Origin of the sequence: Legionella quinlivanii, assembly GCF_900461555.1 — a bacterium.
In the GTDB taxonomy this organism is placed as follows: domain Bacteria; phylum Pseudomonadota; class Gammaproteobacteria; order Legionellales; family Legionellaceae; genus Legionella_C; species Legionella_C quinlivanii.
The window spans coordinates 1519824-1538317 of record NZ_UGOX01000001.1 but is presented as its reverse complement, the minus strand read 5'-3'; the positions used below and the strand labels follow the sequence as shown (position 1 = coordinate 1538317).

Genomic DNA, 18494 nt, shown 5'->3' with positions numbered 1-18494 from the left:
TTTACGCAACAATGCTTTTCCGCGCAGGCGGAAAGGCATCATTAATCTGGACACTGTGCTGTTGAAACAAATCCATCTGTGGAATGATACAGTTTGAATAACCAGTCATGGGATACATCAGTTCGAAAAAACTCACCCCATACGAGGACTGGCATTTTCCTTTGCATCAGCTTTTTGTTCACTCTTGTCCTCAGCCATTTTACTAATCTCATCAATTAACCTGGCAGTGGTTGTTTTAACGCCCGCCCAGGCAAACATACGAGTAAAAATACCCTGCCCTTTATTCAACAGTTCATAACGGCTGATCATTCCTCCATTTTTATTCATAGTATTCGTGGTTAAATCCTGATTCGACTTTAGATCGCGCAGTAGAGTCTGAAACGATTTTAGATCCTTCGATTTAGCCAGATTCATCACCAATTCATAGATAGCATCACTTTTATCAACTCTGAATGCGTGTATACGATCATCCTTAAACAGTGTTTCTGCATGTTTAACCAGATCTTTAAAGGCTTGACTATTTTTTATATCGTTCAGTCTGGTGTCAGTATATGAATAGAGAGTAGGCTGTTTGATGGCATTTTTCCAACGAGTCGCATCATATTTAACTTGTTTCTCCTCTTTCATAAGAGGCTCATTTTCAGAAGCCCCGGGCTCTTTCATTTCTTTATCTTTCTTATCTGAAACAGCGGGAGTTTTCTCTTTAACTTTATCTTTTTTCTTTTCCTGTTCGGGTGAAGACTCAGGTGAGCGATTAGCCGCTTGCTGTCTTAATTGCTGAATTGCTGCTTTCTGATCGGCCTGATGAACAAGACTGGGTTTATATCGTTGCTCAAGCTCTTTACGGGAAGTTAATTCATAAGCAAGAAGGTCCGCATGCGACTGCTTCAAACAAAGCTTGATAAAAACAGCTCCCTGTTTTAGCCCTTTCTCATTATTAGGAAAGGTATATTCCCGCTTGCCATAATTTGAATCATAATACTGCAATTTAATCTTCTTATCTTCATGTGTGATCCGTAAACCCATAGTATGCCCAGTGTGTTCCTTCGGGTGTATCGTAGTGAATTGCAAGCGATCTTTACCGGGGTTGGCCGCAATTTCCTGGATAATTTTTTCGGAAACTGATTTTTCATTCCCTTTAAACGCCTGCCTTTCTCGACTCATTGCCTGAGTTTGCAGCGTTGCATTTCTTTGTAAAGAGGTAATTTGCCCTATTATAGGTTTATCGGCATAGTCTGATTTCTGCCCTCGGACTTCATTACGCAATGTAGTGTGAAATTTGTCCGTTGTTAACCACAATCCAGTGATTCCAAAGCACTCTCCTCCCTCATTCAATGTTTCACCAGGATCTCTGAAAATAAGTGCTTCTCCCTGATTGAACCATGCAGGGTTGATGATGAGAAAGTCGGCAAATTTAGTCAGCATATTTCGTTTATCAGGCGGCTTTTTCAGCAGTGCATATCCCTCTTTGAATTCTATTTTATTATAAATTTCCTGGGCTCTATCCTTATCACGATTCGCTAAAATAGCCATCGATTTTGCCTGAAAGTTTTCATTCAAATTACAGAGCATGGCGTAGTTTTTCAGACTAAGGTGGGAAACAAAGTAATAAAGCTCATCATCCGTAAGGTAAGTTTGGGGATCCTTCAGATCACCCAGTGACTCAGCAATATCGAGATAATCAGTATCGGTAAATTCAAGCCAATATTTTTTATCAGCAAGGCGAACAAGATTAATGTAACGCCCTACAGTAGTGGGCCCAAGCTCTTTCAATTTTTCCAATTCAGATTCGCGAACCCTTCCATCCTTATCGGAGAAGATTTTGAGGATTTCGTCTCCCTTTATTCTGTCCAGTGCTGCGACTATGACATGTGGCTTATCCTTATACTGTTTGCAGGCAGCGATGAACGCCGTCGTTGATGAGGCTTTATAGAGTTTTTTAGCTAGATCAGTAACGTCGCTTTTATCTTTTTTGAGAGCCCCAGCATGCTTGCTTAGTAATAACGCAGTCGTAACATTAGGCTTTTTGGGTTTCGGCATATTAGTTCACTATACAACCATTTGATATAATTATAATGCATAAAGATTAATAAATTGTTATCTGCCTGGATTGTTAGATCATTATTTAATCACAAGCAAACTTTCATTGTGTCGCAATCTTAAAGCGTTACACTGCCTACTTATCAGAACCGTTTTTTTTTATTAGTATTAGTTTTACTTAACTTATCGAGCAACTATGAATACCCTCTTTCATCTGGCATTTCCGGTCCATGATTTTGACTTGGCTAAATGGTTCTATCATCAAATGCTTGAGTTTGAACCCGGCCGGGAATCAGAACATGCACTGATTTTCAATTTTGCATCGCATCAAATTGTGGCCCATAAAATGGAAGATATTTTGCCTGAACAGCAAGGCATCTATCCAAGACACTTTGGTTTGGTTTTTCTTGAACTGGAAGAATTTAATCAATTTAAAGACAAGCTATTACAAAAAAAACTTCCCTTTGCCATTCCACTTAAAACAAGATTCCCAGGAACGCGAATTGAGCATTTTTCGTTTTTTCTGAAAGATCCCAGCAATAATTTGCTTGAATTTAAACATTATACTCACCCCTCTGCCATTTTTGCTGAGCGTGATTTTCATGAAGTTGGGGAAAAAGATGGTGCAATATAGTCGCACTTACTGTACAATATATCACCAATTCAATTCATAACGAGTGATATATGATATTATCCAGAGAAGAGAAAGTATGTTTTGAAAGCAAATTAGCGGCAGCCATTCAGACAAATCCGCAATATTTCCCAGCCGTTAACAAAATATCGGATAATATTTTACAATTACTGGATATTCCTGTAAATCGTGCTTATATTCTTGAAAATCAGCTTTTTACAGATGATGTGATGAGTGAGCTATTTAGCGATACCTACTATGGGACGCTCGATCAATCTCTCGATTTTTGCCCAAGTCAAGAAGACATGCTGATCGCATTTTCGGACAAACTATCTGAACGCCCAGTCAGTGATCTTCCAGCAGTGATGCATCTACACCAATTATTTTCCCAGAAATTCTATGACCAACTGCCTGAAAAAGTAGTCAAGCATAATGATGTAATCAGAAATGTAGACCGGAGCAAATTGAGTATGTCTCAACGGGTGGCGATTATACTCGACTCCTATCCTCAGGAAGTGACCCGTTTAAAGAATAAAGTCGCAAACCGAATTTTTAATAATGACTATTTTAAAATTCCCGCTCGTCAAAAGACGGGTAACACAGGTCAAATAACAGATAATATTGGTGTTGCAAATCCTGAAAAATGCAGAGTTCAGCAAAAAACAAAACCTCACCAAAATATTTTAGGGGTCTTTTTACCCACTAATTCAAAATGGCTTGAAGAAATAAACACACTTGAACAGCCTTTTTTAGCAGGCCCCTCAGGCCATACCGGCTCCTCGCTGTTAATGTCAGTAATGATTGGTAATCTAAGTGCAGATGAACTCAAGGAATATGTAACAGCAGTAATGGGATTACTGGTAGGGGGCGGATACCACCATATTCATGAAGTCGGAGTTATTGCCAAGCGTATTGGAATTCCTTATCAAGCCAATAAACATTATTCCTATCTTCCTGAACGCTTTCTTACTGACGCCGCTATGCAAGAGTTATCAGCCGAATATCCAGAACTCCTGATTGATAAAAATTCCCAGCCTGTCACCAGTGCCCCTTGGTATGAGCCTTTAAAAAGCCGCTTGCTGGCCCTGGCGGATAACGTAGCAGATAAATTAGTGTATGGAGCGGCTGCTATCAATGAATTAGAAGGTTCTAAATTAATAGATCCAGGAACAAATCGATATTTTATGTTTAATCACACTCAAACGGTTGCACTGGCTACAAATAATACCGCCCAGATAAGTGGACACTCCGTGCCTGCTTTAGGTAAGTAAAATCGACCTCATCCCAGTTATCCGCGAATTGCGGATAGCTGAATTATTCACTCCTCTAAGCGATTCTCTCTACGATCGTCTAAGCTTATAGCGAAAAGGAATAGACTGCCTAATGGAGCGAATCATGAAATCGTCTGGTCTGCGTAAAATAATGATTATTCTGTTTTTCTGCTGTAGCCTTCCTGCTCATGCAGTGATCAAGGTGGGCACCGTATTTTTTTATCCCCCTTTCGTATTATCACTGAATGAAGGCTTTGATATCCAGCTGATGCAATCGCTGTGTCAGGGATTGAAAGAACAGTGCCAAATGATTCCAATGGATTTCAATAAATTATATACCTCACTGGATAAGGGCCAGATAGATCTTGCCATTGGCGGGATTGCCATTTCTCCATTAAGAAAAAATGATTATATTTTCAGCCTTCCTTATATGCTCAGTAAGGGACAGTTTCTAGTCATACAGGGCTCTGGTATTAATAGCATGGAAGATTTAAAGGGTGCTGCTGTAGGAGTCATTAAGGGAGATCCCAAAGGGGGTGTATTTTATAATTATCTTGAGAGTAATTTCGGAGACTTTTTTCAGATACAAACCTTTGATGACATCGAGGATATCATCACAGCGCTTGGCAACAAAACAATTAAAGCCGCATTTTTGCATCACTCTACAGCAGTTTACTGGGAGCAAAATGGGGGAAATCAGTTTCAGACATTTGGCAATATCATTCCCATCGGTGAAGGCTATGCCATCATGGCGCTGCCTGCAAACGCCGCTCTCATCCAGAGAATTAACGTGCTATTACAGGGTATGGAAAAAGATAATGCCTATTTGAATCTTTATAATACTTATTTTGGAAATGATTGAGACAAAGCAACCCAGAATACATGCCGGGGCATAAACTCGACCCAATACAACCCTGACCCATTATGTACTGACTTAACCTTTGTCTACGTACCGCGCTTTATGCCTGAGAGACGCTCACAAAATTTGAACATAACAGATTGATTTATTAATTATAATATTAACCCCCTACGTACCCGCTTTATGCGCGGTATCCAGATCAAGCCGGCTGATTCGATTCATAACCCTTCCAGCCAATTCAGGATGATTTGCTGCTCTCTTAAATTCATTAAAGCGGGCGCATGCCCCGCATTATCCACTGTCACCAATCGAATGTCCTGATGATAACGTTTCATTTTTCTAATATGCTCTGGTAGAAGCAAGTCGGAATGATGCCCTCTGATGACCATCACGGGGCAGCGTACTTTCTCCCACACACACCACATATCCACATCAAACAGGATCCCTTCAAGCGCTCTATGGGGATGGTGAAAAAACTCTTTGATAAAATCAGTAAAATGCTTGGCGTTTTTTATTTCAGGATCCATTTTCATAATGTACTGATTATCAGCACGTTGCTTGATGCTGCTGGCAGTCAGGCTATCCCAATCCTCTTCACGATCGATACCAAAATCAGCGTAAATGGTTTTAAAATACGCTTTTGCCTCCCCATGATCTTTAAATACCGGACATTTACCAATGTACTTTGAAAGACGCCATAAAGCTTTTACAGGAACTTGCGGGCCTACATCATTCATCACCAGACGATTAATCGGGCTGCGCGGCAATGCTGCCATCATCATGCCGATAAGTCCTCCCATTGAGGTTCCAATGAGATCCACTTTGTCACAATCAATGCGGGCAATCAGTGTATTGACATCACTCATATACTGGTTGAAATTATAATGTTTGGAATTTTTAAACCAGGCGCTATCTCCTCTTCCTGCTATATCAATTGAAAAAACATGGCGCTCATGCTCACTTAGGAAATTAGCCAGGGCTGTAAAATCACGACGATTTCTGGCAAGACCATGTATGCAGATAATCGGTGGAAAAGGCGAGCTGGCATTACCCCACTCGGTATAGTGTACTTCGTGAAAGCCTTCTCCAGTAAAGCCTGAAAAATAGTGCTCTTTACTGATTGTCATTGCGTTTCTCCTTTATTGGATACAGACCAGTCACTGATACACCTGACCTTAATATAGCCAATTTTCATAAAAGTTAACTAAAATTAAATAAAAAGAGTATAAAAAATTCTCAAAAGACACTGCAATTAAACTTATTGAGATGGAGTGATTATGGATATAAAAAACATTCAGGGATGGTTGCGGCCACTCTTCCTAATGGGCTCACTTTTCATAGCTCAGGTTGCGATAGCTGCACAGGAGCAATTGAACCAATGGGTGCTTACACCACAAAGCCTTGGGCCTATTAAAATAGGAATGACCTTGCAAGAAGCTGAAAAAGCAACCCAGAAAACATTTCTTAATTCAAAGCCAGAGGAAGATATGGGGGAAGACGAGACCTGCTTTAATACCAGTTTAAAGGGACTCGATGATATTTCTTTTATGATTTCAAAACAGAAAATTGTTCGCATTAACATCAATGGCGGCAATATTAAAACCAATAAGGGAGCCGGTATCGGCGATACAGAAAATGATGTGATGTCATTATATAAAAACAAAATACTTACCGAGCCGCATCGCTATGATGATAAAGGCCATTATCTGACCTTTATTAAACATTCACAACCTTACGCAATTCGTTTTGAAACTGATGGGCATAAAGTGGTGCGCATGTATGCCGGACAAACCCGTGAAGTGCATTACGTTGAAGATTGTTTGTAGAAATCATTCCATTTATTTATAATCCGTCAGCAAATAATTTTGGAAATAAGAATGCGATGCATCCAGTTTTAAACTTAATTCAACAAGCAAAAGACGAGCAATGGCCTTTTCCTCAAACACTGAGCAGGCTTCGTGATGCAGGCGTTCTTTATTACCACGTCACCTGGGGAGACGATTACAAAACCGTCTTTCAATTAACTGATAATACCCGGATTGAAGAAAATCATCCTGAATTCGATACCGAAGTCGCCTCACACTATTCAGAGCAAGCTGCAAAAATAGCGCTGCATGAGCATCAGCAGGGTAAAACCACGTATCCAGAATGGCTTAATGAGATGGCGAGAGCCGGAGTGAACGCTTATCGGGTTGATGCAAACAAACGAACGGTAACCTATTTCGGCATTAATTCAGAAAACTATTTTGTTGAAGAAGTTCCTGGAGAATAAGCTAATGCGAGTTGCTTTTGAAATGCTCCAAAAAGAGGCTCAACAAAACGCCAATCCTGAAGCAGCTCAAAAAATGGCGGCCTACATGCTGAACCAGTTTTCATTTATTGGATTGGCAGCTCCTTTGCGCCGCCATTTGGCTCAAATATTTTTTAAAACCAGCATCAATCAACCATTAGATGAACTTTTTAAAATTGTTGATGAATTATGGAGTTTGCCTCAGCGGGAGTTTCAGTATATTGCCATTGATTTGATGCAAAAAAATATAAAAAGACTTAGCCTTGATTATCTTCCGGTTTTATTCGATTTGGCTATCCAGAAATCCTGGTGGGACAGTGTGGATGGCTTGGCTTCTGTCTGTAATAAGATCTTAAAGCAAACAGAGCAAACTGCTTATATTGAGTCGCTTAAATCAGCGATTTGCTCAGAAAATCTTTGGATACGGCGAATTGCCCTGCTCCATCAGTTAGGCTGGAAAGAAAAAACGGATACTCATCTGCTTTTTTCATTCGCTTTACAAAATGCAAAAGATGATAATTTTTTCATTCAAAAAGCAATTGGCTGGTCACTTCGCGATTACGCCAAATACAATCCTGAAGCGGTTTATCACTTTATTGATGAAAATAAATCGCGTCTTGCCAAACTCTCCTATCGAGAGGCATCCAAGCATCGAAAATAGATACAGTTCAGTCTTTATTGAAGTTGTTTTGCGCTCATCTCTTAACAAATTGTCATCAGAAACATCAAACTGTTTGTTTTGCTGTGCTAAATTTAGCATAATGATCGTTTTCTGAAAAAAGCACCTATGACAAAAACTACTAGTGTTACGATAGATTTGCTTAAGGGATTAGTGCATGAAGCAGAATTAAACCAGGAAGGAAATACAGCCAACTATATACCCGAACTGGCTAATGTTAATAAAGATCTCACCGCCATTGCTGTCTATCCACTTGATGGAGAGCCCTGCTCTTATAGTAATATGGAGCTGGCGCCGGTCACCCTACAGAGTACTTCCAAATTAATTCCATTGATTGGTCTTCTGGAAGAATTCGGACCCGAGCAATTATTTGACTGGGTAAAAGTAGAACCTTCTGGTGACGATTTCGCCTCGATTACCAGACTCGAACAGTTTGGACCCAAACCATCGAACCCCATGTTAAATGCTGGCGCCATTACGCTCTGTTCTCACATTCCTGGAATTGGTGAACAACAATTTGCCTGGCTTGAACACTGGGTTCAAGTTCTTTTTAATCAGAGACTAACCATAAACCCTCTGGTATTTGCTTCAGAAAAACGAACAGGGAACCGCAATCGTTCTTTAGCTTTTCTATTAAAAAGTCGAAATAATCTGGGTTCAGATGTCAATGAAACCCTCGATTTATATTTTGCACTTTGCTCCTACGAGGCCCAATTGGAGCAAATGCTTTATTTGCCTACCATGCTGGCCAATGGCGGGCGTGATCCGATAAGCAATGAACAGATTATTTCGGTAGAAACCTGCAAAATAACCTTGGCTATCATGGCAACCTGTGGCTTATATGATGAGACAGGAACGCACATGGTGCGAACTGGTATTCCGGCCAAAAGCGGTGTTTCGGGATATACCATTGCCTCTTTACCCGGCAAAGCGGGTATTGTGGTGTTGAGCCCGCGAGTTAACTCAAAGGGCAACAGCATTCGCGGCGAATTGATGCTCGAGGGATTATCACGGGCCATGTCCTGGCATTTCGCTCTTGCTGACTAGAATACTTCCTGGAGTCACCTCTCCCCAGGGCGCTGCCATTAATTGTTGGGCCCTTGGCCCAACAATTTACCTACGTCCCTTTGCTATACACAAGCCGAGGGACGTAGCAGTAGGAGTTAAAGCCTTAAGTAACTGCCAAATGTTCTACTCTAATTTTTCCAAATTCCCTAAAAACTTTCCCTGTCCCCAGCGCAGTTTTAATGATTTTAAAGTCTCCCATTGCTTCTCTGTTTCAATTTGAGTAGCAACCACCTGTATGTTTAGTGTCTTGGCCATTTCATTGAAATAGTAGAAGAAAAATTGCCGGGTTTGATTTTCATCAATATCATGAAACAAGCTGCCGTGTACTTTCAGATAGTCCAAAGGCAGCTGATTAAGATAGTGCATAGGTGAGAAATGGATCCCCACCTGATCCACTCCCAAGTGAATCCCGAGTTTCTGAACCGCTTTGGTAAAATGAATCGCCTCAACAAAGTGATTCAACACGACGGTCTCATTAAACTCAAGATGGATGTTATTTTTCTCAGCCGCGGGTATTGCTTCCAGTAGTTTGAGGTACTTATTCCTGGCTTGCGGATCAATTACCGTAAACGCCGTCAGATTTAAAGCAACAGGTTTATCTCTAAGGAGTTGACTGTCTATAAGCTTTTTTAAAACCGCCGTATCTATTTCTGCAGCCATTTCGGAGTTATCGACAATAGGCAAAAAACGCCCTCCTCTAACCTCAATATTATTTATTTTAATTCGTAAAAATAATTCATTGTGAAACACATTCTCCCCATCAGTGACTTCCTGCAGGTATACATTGAAGCTCCCATTCTCTAGTGCCGCTCCAATCGCATCCTTATCCAGTGAAATGAGCTCATTCTCTCGAATTGAAGCACTATAAGCAAAAAGATTTTCTTTGGTTCTGGCCTGCAGCAAGATTTGATCGGCCTCCTCAAGCAACGCTTTGACAGTCTGGTGCAAATAGTACGAGGTTGCTGCTACAAATCCCTGACATTCAGGATAGAATTTTAAAGCCTGCTGAAGACCACTATTAAATTCTTCGCACTGATTGAGAAATCGACCTAGCGATATTTCTTTCACAATCAATGCAAAATTGCTTCCACTGATTCGCGCCAGACTCACATTGGATAATCGGCTCCAGAAATTGGAACAGAGCCTGGCTACAGTCAAAAGAACCTGATCCCCCTGCTGAAACCCCTGTTTCTGATTGACCTGTTCAAGGCCTTCGATATTAATCAGCACTACAAAGCCGGGTGTGAATTCTTCTTCATTTCCTAGTAAAACAGACAATTGCTGATGAAAATATCGATGATTTCCAAGATTGGTCAAACCATCCTGAAAGGCCTGATGCCGCAAAACCTCCATCTGCTGCATCTGCTCTTGAAAAAGCATTTTGATATGATTAACCATTTGATTCATAGCCAAGGTTAAATGCTTTAATTCAGTGGTTTTCGGGATGGTGGTTTCAACTGGAAACTCTCTCTGACAAATTGCTTCGGCTTGTTTTGTGACGCGTTTTAAAGGGCGCAACAGCCATCTAAGGAAAAGTACAGTCACTATCAAGGCAATGCCTGCAAACACCAGATATAAGTAAACCAGACTTCGCGCATAACTCCATAACGCATCTGAGGCATAGCTGCTATCACTGGTCACCAACACTTCGCCGACCTGATTCCAGCCATTCATGACCAAGGATGATTGCACTGATGAGGGCCATTGCGTCCACTCAATAAACCATTCAGGAGCGATACTCTGACGTCTTGGGGCATAGCGAGACACCAGTAATTTCCCTCGCATATCACGCACTTCAATCATGGAGAAATAACCTCGATCAAAAACTGCCTCAACCATAGGCAGCATCAAGGCTTTGTCTTTTTCCTGTAATGCATTACTCAGCGATAGACCAAGAGAGGTCGCTGTGTCTTGAGCATTGCTATTCATTTGCTCAATAAAAAATTGGCGACTGTTATTAATTGTGATGAGATATGTGACAACAAAAACGATGATGAACAGTCCTAAAACCACAGAAACCACTTTTTTTGTCAGGCTCATTGTTTATTACCCTTTATCATTCGCTGCAAGACAGAATGCCATTTGCCAAGACGGCTTGAATCCCCAACAGGAGCATCATGCCCGCGCTGTTTGGCCAGCCATAACCCTTTACCATTAAAACTGTACACCGGAATTAAATCTTTTCGGAAGGAAGCAGGTAGAATTTTTGCGTTCAGATTATCAAGAACCAGCGGCTCATCTTCAGGATTGGGATAGAATGTCAAAACCATATGGGCCTGATTAAGAGGAATTGATTTAACGTAAGTTATACGCAATGATTCAACAGGAACCCCCATGGCCAGCAGTGTAAAATACTTGGCTATGGAAAAATCCTCACAATCGCCGCCACCATCGATAACGAATTCATGGGGGGTTTTCCAATAATCTGCGGCACCCGCGAAGGCATCATCATTAATATAATTAAATTGATTGAAAAAATCGTTGGTTACATTCAGTTTTTTTGTAATAGTGGCGTCTTGATTTTGTGTGATCAACTTTTCCCAGGCAATAAAGCGCTTTTTTACACTGCCGCTTGTTTTTTTTTGCTGCTCTTCAATGCCCAGTACCGAAACCAACAGCTTATTATCTATAACTGAGCTTAGCCCACAGACTGGAATACATAACAAAAAAAAGCCGGCTAAACAATTAACCGACTTTTGGAACTTGTTTAAACGTAACCAATCTGCATTGAACATGCGCGATTTCCTTTAGCCTCTCCATAGCATTGCCCGCATTTTCCTTAAACTCAAAAGGCCCAACCAGAACACAATGACCTGTAGGTGTTGGTTTGATAAAGACATTAAAGCCCTGGCTTTTAAGCCGGTTATGCAACGCTATTGCATTGGCCTGAGCAGTGAACTTGCCAGCATTCACATACCATATAGGCGCTGTGGCTGGAGTAGGTCTTGCCGTGTTTTTGTTAACAATAGCCGGGGTCAATGGAGTAGTTTCCATATTTTTAACCGGTTGAGCCAATGCCAAAGCTTTTTCGCTGGTATCAGGATAAGGAACACCATCCATTGATTGATCCAGCAGAATGTGAGTCTGCGCTGAACTAAACACATCATTATTTATCACATTTTGCGGTAATCGCATTTTCAGATAGCAAAGGAGAAGACCCATTCCATTTAATATACGGTATCGAGAATAAACTTCTTCATTTTGTCCCCTGGCGTATTCAATTTGAGCCTCATAAAATTCATTCTGAGAATCCAGCAAGTCCAGCAGAGTCCGTTTACCCACTTTGAATTGCTCTTGATAGGCACTTCGGGTGCGCCGAGAGGCAACGACATGCTTTCTGAGCGGATTGAGACGAAGCCCTGATGCGGTCCAGGCATTCCAGGACAACCGAACGGATTCTCTAAGATCAATCAGTGCTTTGTTTTTAATCTCATAAGCTTCCTGGATTTCATAGGCGGTTAAGCGCACATTGGCCTCATCCGATCCGCCGCGGAATAAGTTGTAATTCATTCTAATCGCAGCCACTCGATCATTATTGGGACCAATCAGACCATCAAGATTACGGTTTTTAGATGCGCTTAATACAAAATCAACCCGTGGATAATAGGCTGCACGCGCTACTTCGTATTGAGATTTCGCTTCTTTCACATCGGCATAGCTTGAACGAATAGTGGGATGATTTTCCAGTCCTTGTTCAATCGCCTTTCCAAGATTGGGTGGCAAGTCACTATTTTTGGGGACTCTTGGATAAAGCAGCCTTTCAGGCCATTTGCCTACGACTTTGGCATAATTAATTTTCACTTCACGCAGGTTGGCTTCCGCACTGATCACATTGGCTTCTGCCAGAGCAAGTCTCGCAGAAGCCTGATCCAGCTCTGCTTCTCTTGAAAGACCGGCATCGCTGCGCTCCTTAATCATACCAAAGACTGAGCGATGCGCACGCAGATTAACTCGGGCATACCCTAGCAGCTTTTCATGGAGCAGGACCTGAAGATAGCGATTAACAACATCCAGGGCCAAGTCTTCAGCAACCCCCTGTGTCTTCAGTTTTTGGGCCTGATAAAGATTCTCATTACGCTTGACCTCATTGACAATCCCACCACCAGCGAAAAGATTCTGCTTCATTTCGATATAGGATTCTGTGCGATTTAAAGTACGCGCTCCCGGGCCGTCAATTGCCGCCGTAGTCGGGTTTTCACTCCACTCACGTCCAAAGCCGGCGTTTAAGTCAACAGTTGGATAATAAGCACCCTTGGCTTTATCAATTCCCTGGCGCGCAGAGAGGCTTTTTGCTGTATTATATAAAACATCCGGGTTTGAAATCATTCCATGCTGTACTGCCTCATTAAGAGTGTCGGCCATCACTGGTGTTGTGATACATAATGTTGCTAATACAAGATATAATTTCATATCCCTGCCTTCCACTGGAACCTTAAATAAAATAAGGTAAATCAAAGTGCAGGCAACATCAATCGCTTTCCATAACAAATTTTCGGAAATAGTATGTATCTGTTAAATAATGAATCTAAAACGATCAATATGAGGAATGATGCTACTGCAATTACCGTATCCCAACTAAACAGGCAAGTCAGAAACTGGATGGAGCATGAGTTAGCGGAAGTGCGGGTAGTGGGTGAGTTGTCCAATCTGTCCAAACCCTCATCCGGTCATTTATACTTTACTCTGAAAGATGAAAGCGCCCAGGTGCGCTGTGTTTATTTCAGGAATGCCCATAATCAATACAGCAAACTATTTAAAGACGGACAGCAAGTGGTGGCGTATGGGCGTTTAAGTCTCTATGAGGCCAGAGGTGATTATCAGCTTATCGTTCAGGACTTAACGGATGCGGGTATTGGTGAGCTGTATCAGCAATTTGAACGCTTGAAAGCTAAACTTGCAGCCATTGGTCTTTTTGACACCGCGAGAAAACGCATTTTACCCCGCTATCCTGCAGTCATTGCAGTGGTCACTTCTCCAACAGGGGCAGCTCTTCGCGATATTATAAGCACATTAGCAAGGCGCTATCCTTGTGCTACTGTTCTGATTTATCCCACGGAAGTCCAGGGAAACACAGCAGCAAAGCAAATTATTCAGGCGATTCAGCAGGCTAATTCACATCAAAAAGCGGATGTGCTTATCCTGGCCCGTGGCGGCGGCAGCATTGAGGACCTCTGGTCTTTTAATGATGAGGAATTAGCGCATACTATTCGTTCAAGTCTTATTCCCGTTATTTCAGGAGTCGGACATGAAACTGACTTTACTATTGCTGATTTTGCTGCTGATTTCAGGGCAGCTACCCCGACAGCTGCGGCTGAAGCAGCTACGCCGGATAGAAATGAACTACTGACCTCTTTGCAAATGCTTCGTCGCCATCTTGGTCAATCTATGGGCAAGTCCCTCGAACAGAAAAAACTGCGCCTGGCACATCAGATGACAGCCCTGGCCTCTCCAAAACAACTTATTTCAAGCCACTGGCAGTCGCTAGATTTTGCTGAAAAACAACTTGGTCAGTCCTTTGTCTATTATCTAGGTAAAAAAGCACATGCGATGGCTATGCTGGAAAACAAACTCAAATTGGCAAACCCGATCACGCAAATTAGCCAGTCAAGCGGAAAGTTAATAACTCTTCAACTGCTGCTGGAAGAAAAGATCAGGGTCCGGCTGGAAAACGCACGTCAGGCATTCGTTGCACAAATCACCAAACTGGATATGATTAGTCCTTTAGCCACTCTAAGTCGTGGGTATTCAATTTCCACTCAAAATGACAAGGTGATTTATAGTAGTCAGGAGGTAGAGGTGGGCGATATGATCAGGATCCAACTGAACCAGGGGCAACTGGATTGCCGTATTACGGAAAAACACAATCTTCAGAGAACCGAAAATGCTTGATAATTTAAACGAGAGTCTTTTACTTATAGTGAACCAGACGAAAGCCAATCTGAACATTCTGCTTATTATACTGCTTGTCCTATGGTCAGTGTTTTTTATCAATATCCTCCTAGGAAAGCGATTATTTTATCTGGGTATTTTCCCCAGAAAAATCATTGGACTGCCGGGTATTATCTGCGCTCCCTTTTTGCATGCCAATTTTAATCATCTTTTTTTTAATTCCATCCCTTTAATCGTGTTAAGTAATTTTCTGCTAATTAATGGTCTTGAGTATTTTCTGATGGTCACTGTAGCGATTACGATTATCAGCGGCTTCTTAATATGGGCCTTTGCCAAACCCGGACTGCATATTGGAGCCAGTGCAGTGATTACCGGCTACTGGAGTCTTCTGGTTAGCAATATTGCAGAGCAAGGTGGTTTGACTGCAATTATTCTGGGTATAATCAGCCTCTACTATTTTGCTGGAATATTTTTAGGGGTCTTCCCGGGTAAAAAAGGGGTATCATGGGAAGGCCATTTATTTGGTTTGATTGCCGGGATTATCGTCAGTTTCTGGCTGACTGATATTCTAAGAGGCCTGCAGGCTTTACTTTAGTAGGCATCTGAATATTCCCATTGATTTCTGCGGGCAAAGACATTATAGTATTTTTTGATCCTAGCCTAGCTAATAGAGGTTCTGGTATGTCAGTTCAAGCTTATTTCAGTCTTCGATTTCTCATTTCCGGCACAGCATTCCTCCGCTGAGGCGGATAAATTAGCTTTTTTACATAAAATCCCCCCAATAAAACAGAATGAATAAGTGAGAGTTATATGCCTGCTTCACGTGTTATAGCCTGGACAATATGGATCATCAGTTCCATATTTTACGCCTATCAATACATACTGAGAGTCATGCCAAACGTGATGCTCAACGATATTATCCAGCAGTTTCATATCGATGCAGCTGTTTTTGGCCAATACTCAGGAGTGTATTATATCGGTTATTCACTAATGCATTTACCCATTGGCATTATGCTAGACCGTTTCGGTCCGCGAAAAGTAATGACTGGCTGTATATTAATGACTGTCATTGGTCTGCTCCCTATTCTTCTCACAAAGTACTGGGTTTATCCCATCCTTGGCCGTGCGTTGATAGGAATGGGGTCTTCCGCAGCCATTCTTGGAACCTTTAAAATTATCCGCATGGCATTCAGCGAGCAACGTTTCACCAGAATGCTAAGTTTTTCAGTAACAATTGGGCTGCTGGGAGCGATTTATGGCGGCGGTCCTTTGACTTATTTATCAGCGAAACTGGGTTATCAGGTAGTAGTCCAAATCTTTATTTATTTTGGATTATTGCTGGCTTTTTTAACCTATTTAATTGTTCCTGAAATGGAATCTACACATCCTGGCAGCATTGGTGATGACATCAAAACTGTTTTTACCAATCGGAAGGTTTTGTTGTTGTGTCTTTCTGCCGGCTTAATGGTTGGCCCGCTTGAAGGATTTACTGATGTGTGGGGCTCAGGATTTCTGAGGGAGGTCTATGGCTTTAATAGCGTCGCCGCCAGCTATCTCCCCTCAATGATATTCGTGGGCATGTGTTTTGGAGGCCCGACTCTAAGCTTTGTTGCGGAACGTAAAGGCAGTTATCTGGCTGTTATTATCGGCGCCGGTATTGTTATGGCTCTCAGTTTTATCGCACTGGTTAGCAAAATGTTAAGTATTGACAGTATGGCCATAGTCTTTATTTTTGTTGGGATTTGCTGCGCTTATCAGATCCTTGCTATTTATAAAGCGTCGACCTACGTTCCAGATCATGTAGCCGGCTTAACCACTGCCGTTGCCAATATGATTATCATGAGCTTCGGCTATGCGTTTCATACCACCATCGGATTAGTTATCAATGCCTTTGGCGGTACGAAAACACCTCAGGCTTTTTTATACGGAGTCAGCGTGATTCCCCTGACGCTGTGCATTGGGATCATCGGTTTCAGTCTCATTCAGATTTCCGATAAAAAAGCAAAATCCATGGTTTTTAAAAAAGTACAACCCTAATACAGGCGTGTTTTCAGGTTTTCACTGGTCATGAATTTAAGTTAGACTATCCATTCTAACTGTAAGCTAATAGAAGGAAAAATAATGAACACTAAATTAATCGCCGGATTTATAGCGCTTGCCTTAACCAGCTTAAGCGCCAATGCCAATTGGGTTTGTAATGTGGCTAACAAACGAGGTGAACACTGGACTTTCTCAGGTCCTACGCAAGCCGCTGCTCAGGGCATGGCTCAATCTGTTTGTGACGCAAACAGTATTAATCCAGCGAACTGTCAGCCCAGCTGCTATGACAATGGCGTACCTGCGGGTAGATGGCATTGCGTAGTCAGCAATCTGCGCGGACAGCACTGGTCTTATTTTGCACCTACGCAGGCTCAGGCCCAATCGCTGGCAAAAAATGCCTGCGATGCAGCCAGCATCAATCCTAACAACTGCAATCCTTCCTGCGTTCCAGAGTAAATGATTTACTTAAGATACAAGCGGGCATTTGCCCGGCTTGTATCTACAATACAGCCAGCAATACTGCCGTTAAATAATTTCCTTCAGGAAACGCTGACAGTACCGGATGACATGAAGCCGGGCCAGAAACACCAAGCACCCTAGCCTCTTTACCCACTGCTGAAGCCTGAGCCGTAACCAATGCTGCAAACTCCTGTGCAGAAATTGCTGACGAACAATTACAGGTCATTAATAAACTTCCTGAACTCATCGCTTTAAATACTTCTCTATGCAGAAAACGATAATAGTTTTTTGCTCGCTGTAAATTCTGCTTTGAAGGGATTAACTTGGGTGGGTCCAACACTACGATATCATAATCTCCCGCTTTGCTGAGGTAGTTCCTTGCATCATCTTCAATAAACTCTATTGAATCGAGTTGGTTGAGTGCCGCGTTGCGGGATGCTTGTAGAATGGCCTGCTCTGAACTGTCAATCGCTGTGACCTGACTTGCACCCGCTTTGGCTGCATGCAGGGCGAAACCGCCTGTATAGGTATATAGATCAAGCACTCTCTTTCCTTTTGCCAGAGCAGCCACCCGTTGATGATTCTCTCGCTGGTCAAGAAACAGGCCGGTTTTTTGAGGCTGTGAAAAATCGACCTCAAATAACACACCTGCCTCCAGCACTTCAGCCTGTAACTCAATACTTTTGTTTTCAACCTGAGGCCAGCCATCTTGCGCCAAAGGCTTGGCTTGAGATAGCCAGATAAGAGACTGACACTGGGTAAACTCGTTTATACACTCAGTGATTAATTCCCGATTTTTTTCTACCCAATACGCAGAACTGGAAACCACACAAACTGTATTGAAATAATCAATAGTTAAACCGGATAGGCCATCTCCTTCACTGTTACAGAGACGAAATGCATTAGTTTCGGCGTTAGGCAGATTAAGGGCTTTTCTAACTGTCCAGGCCTGATGCAGACGGCGTTTGATGATGTCTGCAAATGAAAGCCTGTTCATATCAGAGTCCTTGCTGTAATCCAGGACTCTGACTCGATAGAGTGAGTGCTCATTATAAACACCTGTGCAGATCTTCTCCCCTTGATGAGAAATCACATCCACCAACTCACCAGTAGTCAGCTTTCCTTTGGTTTTAGCGATTGCTTTCGGAAAAATCCAGGGGTGCCCTCGAAGCACACTGGTTTGTTTGGATTCTATTAAATGTACAGAGGGTCTCATGCCTATTCCACTAAATTTCAAAGTGAGCTAATCTACACCAGACTATCTGAAT

17 protein-coding genes are annotated in these 18494 nt (G+C 42.1%); 11 read left to right on the top strand and 6 right to left on the bottom strand.

Annotation, left to right across the window (positions count from 1 at the left end; translation table 11 throughout):
• Window positions 1–132 precede the first annotated feature (132 nt).
• Window positions 133–2040, bottom strand: coding sequence for a hypothetical protein (locus DYH61_RS06570; RefSeq protein ID WP_058506593.1), 1908 nt, complete (start codon window positions 2038–2040; stop codon window positions 133–135).
• A 196-nt stretch (window positions 2041–2236) separates the two neighbouring features.
• On the opposite strand from DYH61_RS06570, the gene DYH61_RS06565 reads away from it, so the two are divergent.
• The 3 genes from DYH61_RS06565 to DYH61_RS06555 all read left to right on the top strand — a co-directional run bounded on the left by DYH61_RS06565 (window position 2237) and on the right by DYH61_RS06555 (window position 4804).
• Complete coding sequence (locus tag DYH61_RS06565; protein WP_058506594.1) at window positions 2237–2674, top strand: VOC family protein; 438 nt, start codon at window positions 2237–2239, stop codon at window positions 2672–2674.
• 50 nt (window positions 2675–2724) lie between these two features.
• Entirely contained in the window at window positions 2725–3942 is a 1218-nt protein-coding gene (locus tag DYH61_RS06560) for a hypothetical protein (protein ID WP_058506595.1), read from the top strand.
• Window positions 3943–4066: 124 nt separating this feature from the next.
• Window positions 4067–4804: a transporter substrate-binding domain-containing protein gene (locus tag DYH61_RS06555; protein ID WP_160037270.1), complete on the top strand. Its 738-nt coding sequence runs from the start codon at window positions 4067–4069 to the stop codon at window positions 4802–4804.
• A 215-nt stretch (window positions 4805–5019) separates the two neighbouring features.
• Here the strand turns inward: DYH61_RS06555 and DYH61_RS06550 are convergent, their stop codons facing one another.
• Window positions 5020–5928 (bottom strand): alpha/beta fold hydrolase, encoded by a 909-nt coding sequence (locus DYH61_RS06550; RefSeq protein WP_058506596.1) that lies wholly within the window; start codon window positions 5926–5928, stop codon window positions 5020–5022.
• Window positions 5929–6078: 150 nt separating this feature from the next.
• Between DYH61_RS06550 and DYH61_RS06545 the strand changes: the two genes are divergently transcribed.
• The 4 genes from DYH61_RS06545 to glsA all read left to right on the top strand — a co-directional run bounded on the left by DYH61_RS06545 (window position 6079) and on the right by glsA (window position 8817).
• Window positions 6079–6627 (top strand): hypothetical protein, encoded by a 549-nt coding sequence (locus tag DYH61_RS06545; protein WP_058506597.1) that lies wholly within the window; start codon window positions 6079–6081, stop codon window positions 6625–6627.
• A 56-nt stretch (window positions 6628–6683) separates the two neighbouring features.
• On the top strand, window positions 6684–7073 hold the full coding sequence (locus DYH61_RS06540) for a DUF1398 family protein (protein WP_133129072.1): 390 nt from the start codon (window positions 6684–6686) through the stop codon (window positions 7071–7073).
• Window positions 7074–7077: 4 nt separating this feature from the next.
• Window positions 7078–7752: a DNA alkylation repair protein gene (locus DYH61_RS06535; RefSeq protein ID WP_058506599.1), complete on the top strand. Its 675-nt coding sequence runs from the start codon at window positions 7078–7080 to the stop codon at window positions 7750–7752.
• 126 nt (window positions 7753–7878) lie between these two features.
• Window positions 7879–8817, top strand: coding sequence for a glutaminase A (gene glsA / locus DYH61_RS06530; protein WP_058506600.1), 939 nt, complete (start codon window positions 7879–7881; stop codon window positions 8815–8817).
• A 144-nt stretch (window positions 8818–8961) separates the two neighbouring features.
• On the opposite strand, the gene DYH61_RS06525 is transcribed toward glsA, so the two are convergent.
• Genes DYH61_RS06525 through DYH61_RS06515 form a run of 3 tightly spaced genes read right to left on the bottom strand, consistent with a single transcriptional unit; the run spans window position 8962 to window position 13248 of the window.
• The gene (locus DYH61_RS06525; RefSeq protein WP_058506601.1) at window positions 8962–10878 is read right to left on the bottom strand and encodes an EAL domain-containing protein; all 1917 of its coding nucleotides are present in this window, start codon (window positions 10876–10878) and stop codon (window positions 8962–8964) included.
• The gene (locus DYH61_RS06520; protein ID WP_103989267.1) at window positions 10875–11573 is read right to left on the bottom strand and encodes a transglutaminase-like cysteine peptidase; all 699 of its coding nucleotides are present in this window, start codon (window positions 11571–11573) and stop codon (window positions 10875–10877) included. The genes DYH61_RS06525 and DYH61_RS06520 overlap by 4 nt, the downstream gene beginning before the upstream one ends.
• The gene (locus tag DYH61_RS06515; RefSeq protein ID WP_058506602.1) at window positions 11524–13248 is read right to left on the bottom strand and encodes a TolC family outer membrane protein; all 1725 of its coding nucleotides are present in this window, start codon (window positions 13246–13248) and stop codon (window positions 11524–11526) included. The genes DYH61_RS06520 and DYH61_RS06515 overlap by 50 nt, the downstream gene beginning before the upstream one ends.
• A gap of 129 nt (window positions 13249–13377) precedes the next feature.
• On the opposite strand from DYH61_RS06515, the gene xseA reads away from it, so the two are divergent.
• From xseA to DYH61_RS06495, 4 genes are all read left to right on the top strand, one after another.
• A complete protein-coding gene (gene xseA / locus DYH61_RS06510; protein ID WP_058507285.1) occupies window positions 13378–14727 on the top strand; it encodes an exodeoxyribonuclease VII large subunit in 1350 nt (449 codons plus the stop codon).
• Window positions 14720–15322 carry a rhomboid family intramembrane serine protease gene (locus DYH61_RS06505; protein ID WP_058506603.1) on the top strand — a complete coding sequence of 201 codons (603 nt, stop codon included), beginning with the start codon at window positions 14720–14722 and terminating at the stop codon, window positions 15320–15322. The genes xseA and DYH61_RS06505 overlap by 8 nt, the downstream gene beginning before the upstream one ends.
• Window positions 15323–15537: 215 nt before the next feature.
• Window positions 15538–16764: an MFS transporter gene (locus DYH61_RS06500; protein WP_058506604.1), complete on the top strand. Its 1227-nt coding sequence runs from the start codon at window positions 15538–15540 to the stop codon at window positions 16762–16764.
• An 84-nt stretch (window positions 16765–16848) separates the two neighbouring features.
• Window positions 16849–17223, top strand: a complete 375-nt coding sequence (locus DYH61_RS06495) for a hypothetical protein (RefSeq protein WP_058506605.1) — start codon at window positions 16849–16851, stop codon at window positions 17221–17223.
• A 43-nt stretch (window positions 17224–17266) separates the two neighbouring features.
• Here DYH61_RS06495 and DYH61_RS06490 read toward each other — a convergent pair whose 3' ends face one another.
• Window positions 17267–18442 carry a class I SAM-dependent rRNA methyltransferase gene (locus DYH61_RS06490; protein ID WP_058506606.1) on the bottom strand — a complete coding sequence of 392 codons (1176 nt, stop codon included), beginning with the start codon at window positions 18440–18442 and terminating at the stop codon, window positions 17267–17269.
• Window positions 18443–18494 lie beyond the last annotated feature (52 nt).

Coding starts and splice junctions, on each gene's coding strand:
- DYH61_RS06560 (WP_058506595.1), top strand. CDS start 2,725: ATGATATTATCCAGAGAAGAGAAAGTATGTTTTGAAAGCAAATTAGCG.
- DYH61_RS06555 (WP_160037270.1), top strand. CDS start 4,067: ATGAAATCGTCTGGTCTGCGTAAAATAATGATTATTCTGTTTTTCTGC.
- glsA (WP_058506600.1), top strand. CDS start 7,879: ATGACAAAAACTACTAGTGTTACGATAGATTTGCTTAAGGGATTAGTG.
- DYH61_RS06565 (WP_058506594.1), top strand. CDS start 2,237: ATGAATACCCTCTTTCATCTGGCATTTCCGGTCCATGATTTTGACTTG.
- DYH61_RS06490 (WP_058506606.1), bottom strand. CDS start 18,442: ATGAGACCCTCTGTACATTTAATAGAATCCAAACAAACCAGTGTGCTT.
- DYH61_RS06550 (WP_058506596.1), bottom strand. CDS start 5,928: ATGACAATCAGTAAAGAGCACTATTTTTCAGGCTTTACTGGAGAAGGC.
- DYH61_RS06500 (WP_058506604.1), top strand. CDS start 15,538: ATGCCTGCTTCACGTGTTATAGCCTGGACAATATGGATCATCAGTTCC.
- DYH61_RS06570 (WP_058506593.1), bottom strand. CDS start 2,040: ATGCCGAAACCCAAAAAGCCTAATGTTACGACTGCGTTATTACTAAGC.
- DYH61_RS06505 (WP_058506603.1), top strand. CDS start 14,720: ATGCTTGATAATTTAAACGAGAGTCTTTTACTTATAGTGAACCAGACG.
- DYH61_RS06520 (WP_103989267.1), bottom strand. CDS start 11,573: ATGTTCAATGCAGATTGGTTACGTTTAAACAAGTTCCAAAAGTCGGTT.
- DYH61_RS06495 (WP_058506605.1), top strand. CDS start 16,849: ATGAACACTAAATTAATCGCCGGATTTATAGCGCTTGCCTTAACCAGC.
- DYH61_RS06545 (WP_058506597.1), top strand. CDS start 6,079: ATGGATATAAAAAACATTCAGGGATGGTTGCGGCCACTCTTCCTAATG.
- DYH61_RS06525 (WP_058506601.1), bottom strand. CDS start 10,878: ATGAGCCTGACAAAAAAAGTGGTTTCTGTGGTTTTAGGACTGTTCATC.
- DYH61_RS06540 (WP_133129072.1), top strand. CDS start 6,684: ATGCATCCAGTTTTAAACTTAATTCAACAAGCAAAAGACGAGCAATGG.
- DYH61_RS06535 (WP_058506599.1), top strand. CDS start 7,078: ATGCGAGTTGCTTTTGAAATGCTCCAAAAAGAGGCTCAACAAAACGCC.
- xseA (WP_058507285.1), top strand. CDS start 13,378: ATGAGGAATGATGCTACTGCAATTACCGTATCCCAACTAAACAGGCAA.
- DYH61_RS06515 (WP_058506602.1), bottom strand. CDS start 13,248: ATGAAATTATATCTTGTATTAGCAACATTATGTATCACAACACCAGTG.